We start from the raw sequence: 12,765 nt of genomic DNA on the forward strand, positions 1-12,765 counted from the left end.
CGCATCCCCTGCCGGGGAGCGTATGAGATGAGCCATGATGGCCCGGACAGCCCCGATGCGCGCAATGGCTATGTTCTGGACGACCAGATCGGTTTCCTGCTGCGGCGCGCGTACCAGCGAAACTCCACCCTTTTTGCGGATCTGGTGCCGGGCAAGCTCACGGCGATGCAATTTGCGCTGCTCTTTCGGTTGGCACAGGACGGGCCCGCGTCGCAAAACCAGCTTGGGCGGTCTGTCGCGATGGACGCCGCCACGACCAAGGGCGTGGTCGACCGGCTTGTCACGCGCGGATTGATCCGGACCAGCCCCGACCCCGGCGACCGTCGCCGCCATCTTGTCTCGCTCACCCCCGCCGGGGAGGCGCTGACAGACGAAGCTGTCCGCTCTGCAAGCCTTGTCAGCGAGGCGACTCTGGCGCCATTGCGCGAAAAGGAACGTGAGACGCTTCTGCGACTCCTGCGCAAGATTTGCTGAGCCTTCCGGGCCAATAAGAACCTTCCCTAGGGTGAGGCGGAAACTGTTTGCGGAAACGGTTAGCGCCACCATGGGCAAGTCTGTCACGTTTAACGCTAACACCTTGCCAGATATGGATTTTCACCCTTTGCGCTTGCGGCATTGACGGCTATAGGCGGTGCAACCCAGACGCCGGACAGGAGCCCCGCCCAATGACCGTGACACTTGGAATTAACGGATTTGGCCGCATTGGCCGCAGCACCCTCGCCCATATCACCGAAGCCGCCCGCAATGATGTGCAAGTGGTCAAGATCAACGCCACCGGCCCGATCGAAACAAACGCCCACCTGCTGCGCTATGACAGCGTGCATGGCCGCTTTGGCGGCGAGGTTCGCGTCTCGGGCAACACTATGGATCTGGGCCGTGGCCCGATGAAGGTGTTCTCCACCTATGACCCGGCTGAACTGGATTGGTCCGGCTGCGATGTCGTGCTGGAATGCACCGGCAAGTTCAATGACGGGCAGCAATCCTCGGTCCATCTCGACCGGGGTGCGAAGAAAGTTCTGATCTCGGCACCTGCCAAGAATGTCGACCGCACCGTGGTCTACGGCGTGAATCATCGCGATCTGCTGGCCGATGAGCGGATGATCTCCAATGGTTCCTGCACTACCAACTGCCTTGCGCCGCTGGCCAAGGTGCTGCACGAGGCCATCGGCATTGAGCGCGGCATCATGACCACGATCCACAGCTACACGGGCGACCAGCCCACGCTGGACCGTCGCCACAAGGATCTGTACCGCGCCCGGGCCGCCGCAATGGCGATGATCCCGACATCCACCGGGGCCGCGAAAGCGCTGAAAGAAGTTCTGCCGGAACTCGAAGGTCGTCTGGATGGCACCGCCCTGCGCGTCCCTACCCCGAACGTCTCGGCCGTGGACCTGACCTTTGAGGCAGGCAAGGACGTGACCGTGGAAGATGTGAACGAGGTCGTGCGCGAGGCCGCTTCGGGCCGCATGGGCTCTGTCCTCTCCTACGATCCCGAACCCAAAGTTTCCATCGATTTCAACCACACCACGCATTCGTCGATCTTTGCGCCAGACCAGACCAAAGTCGTCGGCGGGCGCACCGTGCGTGTGCTGGCCTGGTACGACAATGAATGGGGCTTTTCGGCGCGAATGGCAGACGTGGCCGCCTGCATGGGCCGCCTTCTGCACTGATCTACCCACCGATCTGCAAGACCTACGCCCGGTTGGCATACGCCCGCCGGGCGTTTTCACGTGCCCCCGACCTGCAATTAAAACGTGACAGGCGCGCGCCCATCTGCCATCCCGGTGCAAGGGCACAGCGCCCATGACTGAAGCCTCAGATTGACGACAAGACCGGCATGACCAATTCCCTCTCCATCGTTCTGGGCCTGCTGCTGGTGGGAGGCATTGCCCTTGATATGTTTCTGACCAACGGCGACAGCCTCTTGTTCCTTGCAAGAAAATTCGTAGACCTCATTGACTGGGTTGCCTTCTGGCGTTGAGGTGAGCGAACCTGTGACCAGTGGCCGGTTGACTTTTGCGGCCAGTTCAGTTTGTTACCGCTAACAGATCTTACGCCAATTCAAGGAGCGCAGATATGACAGTCAAGGTTGCCATCAACGGGTTCGGACGCATCGGACGAAATGTTCTGCGGGCGATCATCGAATCCGGCAGGACCGATATCGAGGTTATCGCAATCAACGATCTCGGCCCCGTCGAAACCAACGCCCATCTGGTGCGCTATGACAGCGTGCATGGCCGCTTTCCCGGCACCGTGACGGTCAACGGTGACACGATTGACGTAGGCCGCGGCCCGATCAAGGTCACGGCGATGCGCAACCCTGCCGATCTGCCCTGGGGCGATGTCGACATCGTGATGGAATGTACCGGCATCTTCACCTCGAAAGAGGCCTGCCAAGCGCATCTGGAAAACGGCTCCGGCCGCGTTCTGATCTCCGCACCCGGCAAGGATGCCGACAAAACCATCGTGTTCGGCGTGAACGACGGCGCGCTGACGGCTGACGACGTGATCGTGTCGAACGCCTCCTGCACCACCAACTGCCTGGCGCCCGTCGCCAAGGTGTTAAATGACGCCATCGGCATCAAGCGCGGGTTCATGACCACGGTGCACAGCTACACGGGCGACCAGCCGACGCTGGACACAATGCACAAGGATCTTTACCGCGCGCGTGCCGCAGCCATGTCGATGATCCCCACCTCCACCGGGGCTGCCAAGGCCGTGGGTCTGGTGCTGCCCGAGCTGAACGGCAAGCTGGACGGCGTCGCCATCCGCGTCCCCACCCCGAATGTGTCGGTCGTCGACCTGACTTTCGAGGCGGACCGCAACACCTCGGTCGAAGAGATCAACGAGGCGATCCGCGCTGCTGCCGCGTCTGGCCCGCTGAAGGGCATCCTTGGCGCGACGGATGAGCCGCTGGTCAGCTCTGACTTCAACCACGACCCGCATTCCTCGACCTTCGCCTATGACCAGACGAAGGTGATGGACGGCAATATGTGCCGCATCCTGACTTGGTATGACAACGAGTGGGGCTTCTCCAACCGCATGTCCGACACGGCCGTTGCGATGGGCAAGTTCCTCTAAACCTCGTTAGATATCTGATCTGCTGAACGCCCCGGACCGAAATCCGGGGCGTTTTTCTTTGCGAGAAATCCTGTGATGCAGCCCGAATTCGGAAAATTCAGGGCATTTCCGTAGGGAACCGTTGCGAACGTGCATCTATGGGAATTGTGCCTTCCAGCTCCCCCTCATCCCACAAATCTTATTTATGATAGTCACTTACCTCAAATTCTTCGCGCAGGCGGGCGTAAAACTCTTGCCATGCAAAACGTGCATGGCGGCAATCCACTTCGACCGATTGTGCTGCGCCGCAGCATTCCTATCTTTGGGTCATCGGCAACTCCTTCAGGAAAGGAACAAGAGATGCCCAATATGATCAATTCGGTTCGCGAGCGCCTTAACCGCCGCATCGCCTATAACCGCACCGTATCCGAACTGTCGGCGCTTCCGCCCGCCAGTCAACGTGACCTCGGCATCGCAGAAGGCGATGTCCGCAAATTCGTCCACCGAGCGATCTACGGCAACTAAGCCGAGATTGCCTTTGGCACCCGTCTCAGGAAAGGGACAGACATGACCATGATTTCTTCCGTACGCGAGCACATGAACCGTCGCATCGCCTACAACCGCACCTTGAACGAACTGTCAGCGCTGCCGCTTAACAGCAGGCTGGACCTCAACATCTACGAAGGTGACATCCGGAAAATCGCGCATCGCGCGGTCTACGGCAAGTAAGCTGACAATATCGCGAAAATCAGGCACTGCTCTTTCTCGGGGCGGCGCCTTTTTTTCGCATTGCGAACGGGTCAGCCGGTTCCGAACCGTTCGACAAGCGCGTCGCGCACCGGTGGTGTGACGAACTTGCGCACATCCCCGCCCAAACGCGCAATCTCTTTCACCAGCTTCGAGGCAATCGCCTGATGCCGCGCGTCGGCCATCAGGAACACCGTCTCGATCGAGGCGTTCAGCGCACGGTTCATCCCGACCATCTGGAATTCATACTCGAAATCCGCGACAGCCCGCAGGCCGCGAACGATCACTTGCGCGCCGACATCGCTGGCACAGTCAATCAGCAGGTTTTCGAACGGATGGGCGATGATCTCTGTCCCGGTCTGTTCGGATAGCGAGGCGCATTCCGCCTCGATCATCGCGACACGCTCTTCCAAAGAAAACAGCGGCCCCTTGTCGCGGTTGATCGCCACCCCGATCACCAGCCTGTCAACCAGCACGGCCGCGCGGCGGATAATGTCGATATGCCCCATGGTGATAGGGTCGAAAGTGCCAGGATATAGGCCGATGCGCATAGGGCGTCCCTCGTTTTTACTGCGAGGCACGCAATATTATTGCGCGCGGGAATGCAAGCGGAAACCGGGGCTCAATGCCCCATGATCATCCCTTCAAGCGCATCCTTCTCCATTGCCAGTTCCTGCAGGCGCGCCTTGACGACGTCACCGATGGTGACGATGCCGATAAGCTCCTTGTCCTGTGTCACCGGCATGTGGCGGAACCGGCCATCGGTCATGCGTTGCAGGATGTTGTCAGCCTGATCCCCCGGTGCGCAGCACGACGGGTTGCGCGTCATCATTTCGCGGGCTTCCTCGTCAAGGCAAGAGGGGCCTTTCAGTGCCAAAGAGCGCACGATGTCGCGTTCCGACAGGATGCCCTCGACGGCCTTGCCATCCGAGGACACGACCACGCCCCCGATCCGACGCTCTGCAAGCAGGTGTGTGACCTCCGAGACCTTGGCATCCGGCTTGACTGTAATGACGCCGGAATCACCTTTGGAATTGAGGATCTGGTGGACGAGCATGTGGCGAGCCTCCGCACAAAATTGCAATGGTTTCAGCGTCTACGGAACAGGCGTAGCTGTCAAGTCAGTGCTTCGAGCCGCGCCACTTCCCGGCGCAATCCGTCCGCAAGGGCGATGGCCAGCCGGTTCATCCGCTCCAGCCTGCGATCATCGGCGTGACGGATCAGATAAAAGCTGCGGGTCAGCGAGATTTCATCGGTCAGAACGCGGCGCACACCTGTGGTCGACGGGATCGCGAAATCATGCACCACGCCCAGACCGGCCCCCTGTCGCACCCAGTGAAACTGAACGGACACGGAATTGGAGGCCAGGGCCACCCGCGTCAGGCCAAAATCGTCAAGGTAGTCCAGTTCCTTGTCAAAAATCATCTCGGGGATATAGCCGATCAGCCGCCGCCCGCGCAGCGCCTGCGTGCTGTCAATCGGACCGGTTCGGTCAAGATAGCTTTGCGCGGCGGCCAGATGCAGGTGGTAGTCGGTGATCTTCTGAACGCTCAGACGCCCGGTCTGTGGCGGGCTGACGGCGATGGCCATGTCGGCCTCTCGCTTCGACAGGTTTACCACGCGGGGCAAGGCGACAATCTGGATCTCAAGATCGGGGTTGGCGTCAGAGATTTCGGCACAGACCTGCGGCAGCAGAAAATTCGCGCAGCCATCCGGCGCCCCGATGCGGATCTGACCTGACAGAGCACCGGCACCCTCGGTCACCGCGTCCTGCGCCGCCTGCATCGCCTGCTCGGCGCGTTCAGCATGGGCAATCAGCCGCTGCCCCGCCTCTGTCAGCGCGTAACCCAGCGGCGATTTGGCAAACAGCGGCGTGCCCAACCCCTGCTCCAGCCGCGAAATCCGCCGCCCCACCGTGGCCGGATCCATCCGCAGCGCCCGGCCGGCCGCTGACAGGCTTTCGCCACGCGCGACGCCCAGAAAAATCCGCATATCGTCCCAGCTTTGCGCCATCTGGCTTCCTTTGCATTTTTGCAATACCTTTTTGGTAAATTGGGCCTTCTTTGCGCATTTTTGCAAGACTATTGTGGCGCCAATCTCGGATCCAAGGAGGAACGTCGGATGCAGGAACTCAGCCACTATATCAACGGTCAGCACGTCAAGGGCACGTCGGGCCGGTTTGCCGATGTCATGAACCCCGCCACCGGCGAGGTGCAGGCCAAGGTGCCGCTGGCCACGGTGGCAGAGCTGAACGACGCCGTCGCCAAGGCCGAAGAGGCGCAGAAGGCCTGGGGGGCCACCAACCCGCAGCGCCGCGCCCGCGTGATGATGAAATTCGGACAGCTTATCAACGAACATATGGACGAGCTGGCAGAGCTGGTCAGCTGCGAACATGGCAAGACCCTGCCAGACGGGCGCGGCGATGTGCAGCGCGGGCTGGAAGTGGTCGAGGTCTGCATGGGCGGGCCTTCGCTGCTGAAGGGCGAGTTCACCGATGATGGTGGTCCCGGCATCGACCTGTATTCCATGCGCCAGCCGCTGGGTGTTGTTGCGGGCATTACGCCCTTCAACTTCCCCGCGATGATCCCGCTGTGGAAAATGGCCCCTGCCCTGACCTGCGGCAACGCGATGATCCTCAAACCGTCCGAGCGCTGCCCCTCCACCTCGTTGCGGCTGGCGGAGCTGCTGACAGAGGCGGGCCTGCCCGATGGCGTGCTTCAGATCATCAATGGCGACAAAGAGGTCGTGGACGCGATCCTCGACAATGAAACCGTGCAGGCCGTGGGCTTTGTCGGCTCCACCCCGATTGCGCAGTATATCTATGGCCGTGCCGCGACCAATGGCAAGCGGGCGCAGTGTTTCGGCGGCGCCAAGAACCACATGATCATCATGCCCGATGCCGATGTCGAAAAGGCGGCCGATGCGCTTGTGGGTGCAGGTTACGGCGCGGCTGGCGAGCGCTGCATGGCAATCTCTGTCGCGGTCCCAGTTGGCAAGGAAACCGCGGACCGGCTGATCAAGAGCCTGACACCCCGCGTCGAAAAGCTGAAAGTCGGCCCCTACACGGCAGGCGATGACGTTGATTTCGGCCCTGTCATCACCGCGGCCTCCAAGGCGCGGATTGAAGGTCTGGTCAATTCCGGCGTCGATCAGGGCGCCAAGCTGGTCGTCGACGGCCGCGGCTTCAAGATGCAGGGCTATGAGGATGGCTTTTTCGTGGGCCCATCGCTGTTTGACGACGTGACCCCGGACATGGATATCTACAAGGAAGAGATCTTTGGCCCCGTCCTCAGCACCGTGCGCGCCGAAACCTACGAGGATGCGCTGAACCTTGTGATCGACAACCCTTACGGTAACGGCACGGCGATCTACACCGCTGATGGCGACACCGCGCGTGACTTTGCCCACCGGGTCAATGTTGGCATGGTCGGCATCAACTTCCCGATCCCGGTGCCGCTCAGCTACCACACGTTCGGCGGCTGGAAGAAATCGGCCTTCGGCGACCTTAACCAATACGGGCCCGACGCGTTCCGCTTCTATACCAAGACCAAAACCGTCACGGCGCGCTGGTTCTCGGGCATCAAAGATGGCGGCGAGTTCAACTTCAAAGCGATGGACTGAACCCTACCAATCAGACTGACGAAAAAGGGCGGCTCTTATGGCCGCCCTTTCCATTTCTCCCCGGTGTGCATGAAATTTGCCTGTGCCACATGGGGCCAAAACACCGCATCGTGCTTGCCGTGGCGTTCTTGCTCTGCTCAACTAAGTTCAGTCGACGGGAGAAGGACCGCATGACCGAACCCGCTTTCAGCATGGGCATCGAAGAGGAGTATCTCCTTGTCGATCTGGAAAGCTACGCGCTGGCAGAGGCCCCCGACGGGCTAATGAAAGCCTGTGTGGCAAAGCTGGAAGATCAGGTCAGCCCGGAATTCCTGCAATGCCAGATCGAAATCGGCACCAAGGTCTGTGCCGACATAGGCGCCGCACGGGAAGACCTGAAACGCCTGCGCAACACGGTCGCCGAGGAGGCCGCCAGGTTCAACCTTGCCCCTATTGCGGCCTCGTGCCATCCGCTTGCCGATTGGAAGAACCAGCACCACACAGACAAGGATCGTTACAACAGCCTGCAACGTGATCTGGGCGGTGTGGCGCGGCGCATGTTGATCTGCGGGTGCCACGTCCATGTCGGGCTGGACGACGATTCCCTGCGCGCAGACCTGATGCGGCAGATGGCATATTTTCTGCCCCACCTACTTGCGCTGTCGACTTCTTCGCCCTTCTGGCAAGGCCAGGATACACAGATGGCCTCGTACCGGATTTCGGTCTTCGACAACCTGCCCCGCACCGGCCTGCCGCCGCAATTCCACAATTGGCAGGATTTCCAGAGGTCCGTCGACGTGCTGGTCAGGCTGGGCGTGATCGAGGACAGCAGCAAGATCTGGTGGGATCTGCGCCCTTCCGCACGGTTCCCCACGCTGGAAACCCGCATCATGGACGTGTCGCCGCGGATGGAGGACACGCTCGCGCTGGCCGCGCTGAACCAGAGCCTGTTGCGCATGCTGTGGCGGCTGAGGGTAAAAAACCAGCGCTGGCGTATCTACGAAGGCTTCCTGATTGCCGAGAACCGCTGGCGGGCACAGCGTTACGGCGTAACCGAAGGGCTGATCGATTTCGGGCGGGGAGAGATCGTTCCCTTCAAGGAACTGATCGACGAATTGCTTGTGCTGGTAGAGGAGGACGCCGGAACGCTGAAATGTCAGCAGGAAGTTGACCACCTGCGCCGCATCGTTGCCAATGGCACTTCTGCGACCCGACAGCGCAAGGTTCTCGCTGCCGCGAAGGCCGAAGGGCAAAGCCACGAGGATCAGATGCGCGCAGTCGTGGCCCATCTGGTCGAGGAGTTTCACGCCGACCTTTGACAGCGCGGCCTGATGCTTTGTGAAATTGCCGCAGACCCGCGTCACACCCTTGATCCCGCGAAACACTCCTGCAACAAACGGGAATTAAACAGCTGTTCAATTCGAATTCGCCTGGGAGGGTATCATGGATTTCGCACTGAGCGAGGAACAAACCGCCATATTCGACATGGCCCATGGCTTTGGGCAGGACCATATCGCACCCCATGCCCGCGAGTGGGAGAATGAGGGCACCATCCCAAGGGAGCTGTGGCCGCGCGTGGCAGAGCTTGGCCTTGGCGGGATCTACGTATCCGAGGAATACGGCGGTTCGGGGCTGTCGCGGCTTGATGCCACGCTGGTGTTCGAGGCGCTCGCCATGGCCTGCCCCGCTGTCGGATCCTTCCTGTCCATCCACAACATGTGCGGCGGCATGATCGACAAGTTCGGCAGCGAGGAGACGAAGGCAAAGTGGCTGCCCGATATCTGCTCCATGTCCAAGGTTTTCAGCTATTGCCTGACCGAGCCTGGTTCCGGCTCTGACGCTGCAGCCCTGCGCACCCGCGCGGACAAGACCAATGAAGGCTATGTGCTCAACGGGACCAAAGCCTTTATCTCGGGCGGCGGCTATTCCGATGCCTATGTCACGATGGTGCGCACTGGCGAGGATGGACCAAAGGGTATCTCCACACTTGTGGTCGAGGATGGCACCCCCGGCCTCAGCTTTGGTGGGCTGGAAGACAAGATGGGCTGGCGCGCCCAACCCACCGCGCAGGTGCAGTTCGACGATTGCAATGTGCCGCATGACAACCTGATCGGCGAGGAAGGACGTGGTTTTTCCTATGCCATGGCGGGCCTCGACGGCGGCCGCCTCAACATCGCGGCCTCTGCTCTTGGCGGTGCTCAGAACGCATTTGATCTGACGCTGGCCTATATGGGCGAGCGCAAGGCCTTCGGCCAGACCATCGATCAGTTTCAGGCGCTGCAATTCCGCCTGGCCGAAATGGAGGTTGCGCTGCAATCGGCGCGGACGTTCCTGCGTCAGGCCGCGTGGAAGCTCGATAACGGGATACCGGATGCCACCAAGTTCTGCGCCATGGCCAAGCTCTATGTCACCGACGCCGCTTTCGAGGTCGCCAATGGCTGCCTGCAGCTTCACGGCGGCTACGGCTACCTTGCCGATTACGGGGTGGAAAAGATTGTCCGCGATCTGCGTGTGCATCAGATCCTGGAAGGCACCAACGAGATCATGCGCCTGATCATCTCGCGCCAGTTGCTGGCGGAACGCGCATGACATGGCGATCGGCAAAGCACCGCGCAGCATGGGTTCACGAACCGACGCAGCCACATGACTGCCGGAGGCCCGCGCGATGAGTGACGACATCCTGATCCGCCGCGATGGCCGTGCGGGGCGCATCACCCTCAACCGCCCCAAGGCACTGAATGCGCTGACCTACGAGATGTGTCTTGCCGTCGCAGCCGTGCTTGAGAATTGGCGGAGAGATGACGGGATCGACCTGCTGATCCTTGACGCGACCGGGGACAAGGCGTTCTGCGCCGGGGGCGACATTGCAGAGATGCATCGCAGCGGCCTGGATGGCGATTACGATTTCGGTCGGCGGTTCTGGCGAGACGAATACCGGATGAACGCAGCCCTTGCCGAATACCCCAAACCGGTGGTCAGCCTGATGCAGGGCTTCACCATGGGCGGCGGCGTTGGCTTGGGCGGCCATGCCTCGCACCGTGTCGTCGGCGAAAGCAGCCGCATCTCCATGCCCGAATGCGGCATCGGCTTCGTACCCGATGTGGGGGGATCTTACCTGCTTGCGCGCGCGCCGGGACGGCTGGGGGAGTATCTTGGAATGACTGCCGCCCGCATGGGCCCGGGGGACGCGATCCATGCGGGCTTTGCCGATAGTTTCCTGCCCGAAGCAGACTGGCCGGACCTGATTGCAGAGCTTACCCGCACCGGCAATGCCTCCATTTCAGCGACCGCCGCCAGCCCCGCCCCCTCAGGCCCGCTTGCGGCGCAGCAGGCCCGGATTGACCGGCTTTTCGACCACGGCGACCTCGCCGGTCTGGTGCATGCCCTGCAGAAGGATGACAGCGATTTTGCCGCCGATACGCTGAAGTCGCTGTCGCGCAATGCGCCTCTGTCGCTCGCCGTGACGCTGGAAATGCTTCGCAGGCTGCGTGCCGGAGCATTGAGGATCCGCACCGCGCTGGAGCTGGAATTCCGCGTATCCTGGCGCATCATGGAACACGGGGATTTCCTGGAGGGCATCCGCGCCGCAATCATCGATAAAGACCGAAACCCGCGCTGGCGTTACGGGCTGTCGGATGTGCCTGCCGACGCAGTGACGCAGATGCTGGCGCCGCTCGGACAACATACGCTGAACTTTGAGTGAAAGGACCAACCATGAAAGTCGGATTTATCGGGCTGGGCAATATGGGCGCGCCCATGGCCGCCAATCTTGCGAAGGCAGGCCACACGGTCACCGGCTTTGACGTTGCCGGTGCCACGGCCGAGGGCGTGCAGATCGCCGACAGCGCCGCCGCAGCGGCAACCGGCGCAGATATCGTGATCACCATGCTGCCAAATGGTGCGATCCTGCGCGATGTCGCGGATCAGATCATCCCCGCCATGTCACCCGGCGCCGTCTTTCTTGACTGTTCGACCGTCGATGTGGACAGCGCCCGCGCCGTCGCAGAGCAGGCACAGGCAGCGGGGCTTTCTGCCTTGGACGCGCCTGTTTCTGGCGGCGTCGGGGGCGCGGCAGGCGGCACGCTCACCTTCATGGTTGGCGGCGACGAGGCGGGCTTTGCCAAGGCCGCCCCGCTTTTCGAGGTGATGGGACAGAAAGCCGTGCATTGCGGCCCGTCAGGCAACGGGCAAGCCGCCAAGATCTGCAACAACATGATCCTTGGCGTGACCATGATCGCGACCTGCGAGGCCTTTGCCCTGGCCGACAAGCTCGGGCTCGACAGGCAGGCGATGTTCGATGTCGTCTCCACCTCCTCGGGCTATAGCTGGTCGATGAACGCCTATTGCCCGGCCCCCGGTGTCGGCCCCAAATCGCCCGCAGACAATGGCTATCAACCGGGATTCGCGGCAGAACTGATGCTGAAGGATCTGGGCCTCGCGCAACAAGCGGCCGAAGCGGCTGACGCAGACACGCCTATGGGCGCCAGGGCGCTGGCGCTTTACAAGCGCTTCGTCGAGGATGAGGACGGCAGGGGCAAGGATTTTTCAGCGATGCTGCCCCGGTTCGAGAAACGCGGCCACGATTGATCCATGTCATATTCAAGATTTGTGTTTTCACGCTAGGGTCTGATGAGGACAAATATTCCCGCGAGGAAACCAATGCTTGAAAAGAACATGGGTCAAACCGACCGCAAAATTCGCGCCGTCGCTGGCGTTGTACTTCTGCTGCTTGCCCTGACGACGTTTGCCGGTGTCTGGGCGTGGATCGTTGGCATCGTGGCAGTGGTGCTCTTGGCCACGGCCGCGTTGGGCACCTGCCCGCCCTATTCGTTGCTGGGTATCAGCACGAAAAAAGAGTGACGGCGCGCGCGGACTTCCGCGCGCCCATCATCTTGGCTGGCGAAGATCCGCACGCGCGTAAGATACCGCTGGAACCGGACAGGCCTTGGGTAGATTGTCCCTTCTGAACGCGAAGGAGACGAGACATGCGTGTAAATTCTTTGATGGCCCCGGCCGTGGCTATCCTTATGGTGCTTGGCTCCGGGTCGGTGGCCATGGCCGCGCCCAAAGGATGCCCGCCCGGACTTGCCAAGAAAAGCCCGGCCTGTGTGCCGCCCGGTCATGCCAAGTCCGACCGTCAGCATCGTTACCATGTGGGCGATGTGATTTCGCGGGGCGACTACACCATCATCCGCAATCCCGACAGGTACGGGCTGAACCCACGGCACAGCTATTACCGGGTGGGTGATCAGGCCTTTCGGGTCGACCGCGAGACACGGGAGATTCTTGACATGATCGGCGCGGTGGCGGCCGTGCTCGACTGACGCGCAACAGCGCGTGCAAGCAGCCTCGCCGCCG

Annotated in this window: 16 protein-coding genes; 13 read left to right on the forward strand and 3 right to left on the reverse strand. The window is 61.3% G+C overall.

The window, feature by feature from the left end:
- Positions 1-27: 27 nt before the first annotated feature.
- The 6 genes from EDD52_RS11735 to EDD52_RS23690 all read left to right on the forward strand — a co-directional run bounded on the left by EDD52_RS11735 (position 28) and on the right by EDD52_RS23690 (position 3,789).
- Positions 28-474, forward strand: coding sequence for a MarR family winged helix-turn-helix transcriptional regulator (locus tag EDD52_RS11735; RefSeq protein WP_132245149.1), 447 nt, complete (start codon positions 28-30; stop codon positions 472-474).
- A 191-nt stretch (positions 475-665) separates the two neighbouring features.
- Positions 666-1,670 (forward strand): type I glyceraldehyde-3-phosphate dehydrogenase, encoded by a 1,005-nt coding sequence (gene gap, locus EDD52_RS11740; RefSeq protein WP_132245151.1) that lies wholly within the window; start codon positions 666-668, stop codon positions 1,668-1,670.
- Positions 1,671-1,837: 167 nt separating this feature from the next.
- Positions 1,838-1,981, forward strand: a complete 144-nt coding sequence (locus EDD52_RS11745) for a glyceraldehyde-3-phosphate dehydrogenase (RefSeq protein ID WP_132245153.1) — start codon at positions 1,838-1,840, stop codon at positions 1,979-1,981.
- A gap of 95 nt (positions 1,982-2,076) precedes the next feature.
- On the forward strand, positions 2,077-3,081 hold the full coding sequence (gene gap / locus EDD52_RS11750; protein ID WP_132245155.1) for a type I glyceraldehyde-3-phosphate dehydrogenase: 1,005 nt from the start codon (positions 2,077-2,079) through the stop codon (positions 3,079-3,081).
- Between the two features lie 339 nt (positions 3,082-3,420).
- Positions 3,421-3,585 carry a DUF1127 domain-containing protein gene (locus EDD52_RS11755; RefSeq protein ID WP_243651911.1) on the forward strand — a complete coding sequence of 55 codons (165 nt, stop codon included), beginning with the start codon at positions 3,421-3,423 and terminating at the stop codon, positions 3,583-3,585.
- 42 nt (positions 3,586-3,627) lie between these two features.
- A complete protein-coding gene (locus tag EDD52_RS23690) occupies positions 3,628-3,789 on the forward strand; it encodes a hypothetical protein (protein ID WP_165907524.1) in 162 nt (53 codons plus the stop codon).
- 71 nt (positions 3,790-3,860) lie between these two features.
- Here EDD52_RS23690 and coaD read toward each other — a convergent pair whose 3' ends face one another.
- The 3 genes from coaD to EDD52_RS11770 form a co-directional block, all read right to left on the reverse strand.
- Positions 3,861-4,358, reverse strand: coding sequence for a pantetheine-phosphate adenylyltransferase (coaD, locus tag EDD52_RS11760; RefSeq protein ID WP_132245157.1), 498 nt, complete (start codon positions 4,356-4,358; stop codon positions 3,861-3,863).
- Positions 4,359-4,429: 71 nt separating this feature from the next.
- Complete coding sequence (locus tag EDD52_RS11765) at positions 4,430-4,864, reverse strand: CBS domain-containing protein (protein WP_132245159.1); 435 nt, start codon at positions 4,862-4,864, stop codon at positions 4,430-4,432.
- 59 nt (positions 4,865-4,923) lie between these two features.
- Positions 4,924-5,820 carry a LysR family transcriptional regulator gene (locus EDD52_RS11770; protein ID WP_132245161.1) on the reverse strand — a complete coding sequence of 299 codons (897 nt, stop codon included), beginning with the start codon at positions 5,818-5,820 and terminating at the stop codon, positions 4,924-4,926.
- A 108-nt stretch (positions 5,821-5,928) separates the two neighbouring features.
- Between EDD52_RS11770 and EDD52_RS11775 the strand changes: the two genes are divergently transcribed.
- The 7 genes from EDD52_RS11775 (at position 5,929) to EDD52_RS11805 (ending at position 12,731) form a co-directional block, all read left to right on the forward strand.
- Positions 5,929-7,428, forward strand: coding sequence for a CoA-acylating methylmalonate-semialdehyde dehydrogenase (locus EDD52_RS11775; RefSeq protein WP_132245163.1), 1,500 nt, complete (start codon positions 5,929-5,931; stop codon positions 7,426-7,428).
- A gap of 170 nt (positions 7,429-7,598) precedes the next feature.
- Positions 7,599-8,726: a carboxylate-amine ligase gene (locus EDD52_RS11780; RefSeq protein ID WP_132245165.1), complete on the forward strand. Its 1,128-nt coding sequence runs from the start codon at positions 7,599-7,601 to the stop codon at positions 8,724-8,726.
- Positions 8,727-8,850: 124 nt separating this feature from the next.
- A complete protein-coding gene (locus EDD52_RS11785; RefSeq protein ID WP_132245167.1) occupies positions 8,851-9,996 on the forward strand; it encodes an acyl-CoA dehydrogenase family protein in 1,146 nt (381 codons plus the stop codon).
- Positions 9,997-10,072: 76 nt separating this feature from the next.
- Positions 10,073-11,110, forward strand: coding sequence for an enoyl-CoA hydratase/isomerase family protein (locus EDD52_RS11790; protein WP_132245169.1), 1,038 nt, complete (start codon positions 10,073-10,075; stop codon positions 11,108-11,110).
- An 11-nt stretch (positions 11,111-11,121) separates the two neighbouring features.
- Positions 11,122-11,994 (forward strand): 3-hydroxyisobutyrate dehydrogenase, encoded by an 873-nt coding sequence (mmsB, locus tag EDD52_RS11795; protein WP_132245171.1) that lies wholly within the window; start codon positions 11,122-11,124, stop codon positions 11,992-11,994.
- 72 nt (positions 11,995-12,066) lie between these two features.
- Positions 12,067-12,267 (forward strand): YgaP family membrane protein, encoded by a 201-nt coding sequence (locus EDD52_RS11800; RefSeq protein ID WP_132245173.1) that lies wholly within the window; start codon positions 12,067-12,069, stop codon positions 12,265-12,267.
- A gap of 125 nt (positions 12,268-12,392) precedes the next feature.
- Complete coding sequence (locus EDD52_RS11805) at positions 12,393-12,731, forward strand: excinuclease ABC subunit A (protein ID WP_243651912.1); 339 nt, start codon at positions 12,393-12,395, stop codon at positions 12,729-12,731.
- Positions 12,732-12,765 lie beyond the last annotated feature (34 nt).

This window comes from Primorskyibacter sedentarius (assembly GCF_004342065.1).
In the GTDB taxonomy this organism is placed as follows: Bacteria; Pseudomonadota; Alphaproteobacteria; order Rhodobacterales; family Rhodobacteraceae; genus Primorskyibacter; species Primorskyibacter sedentarius.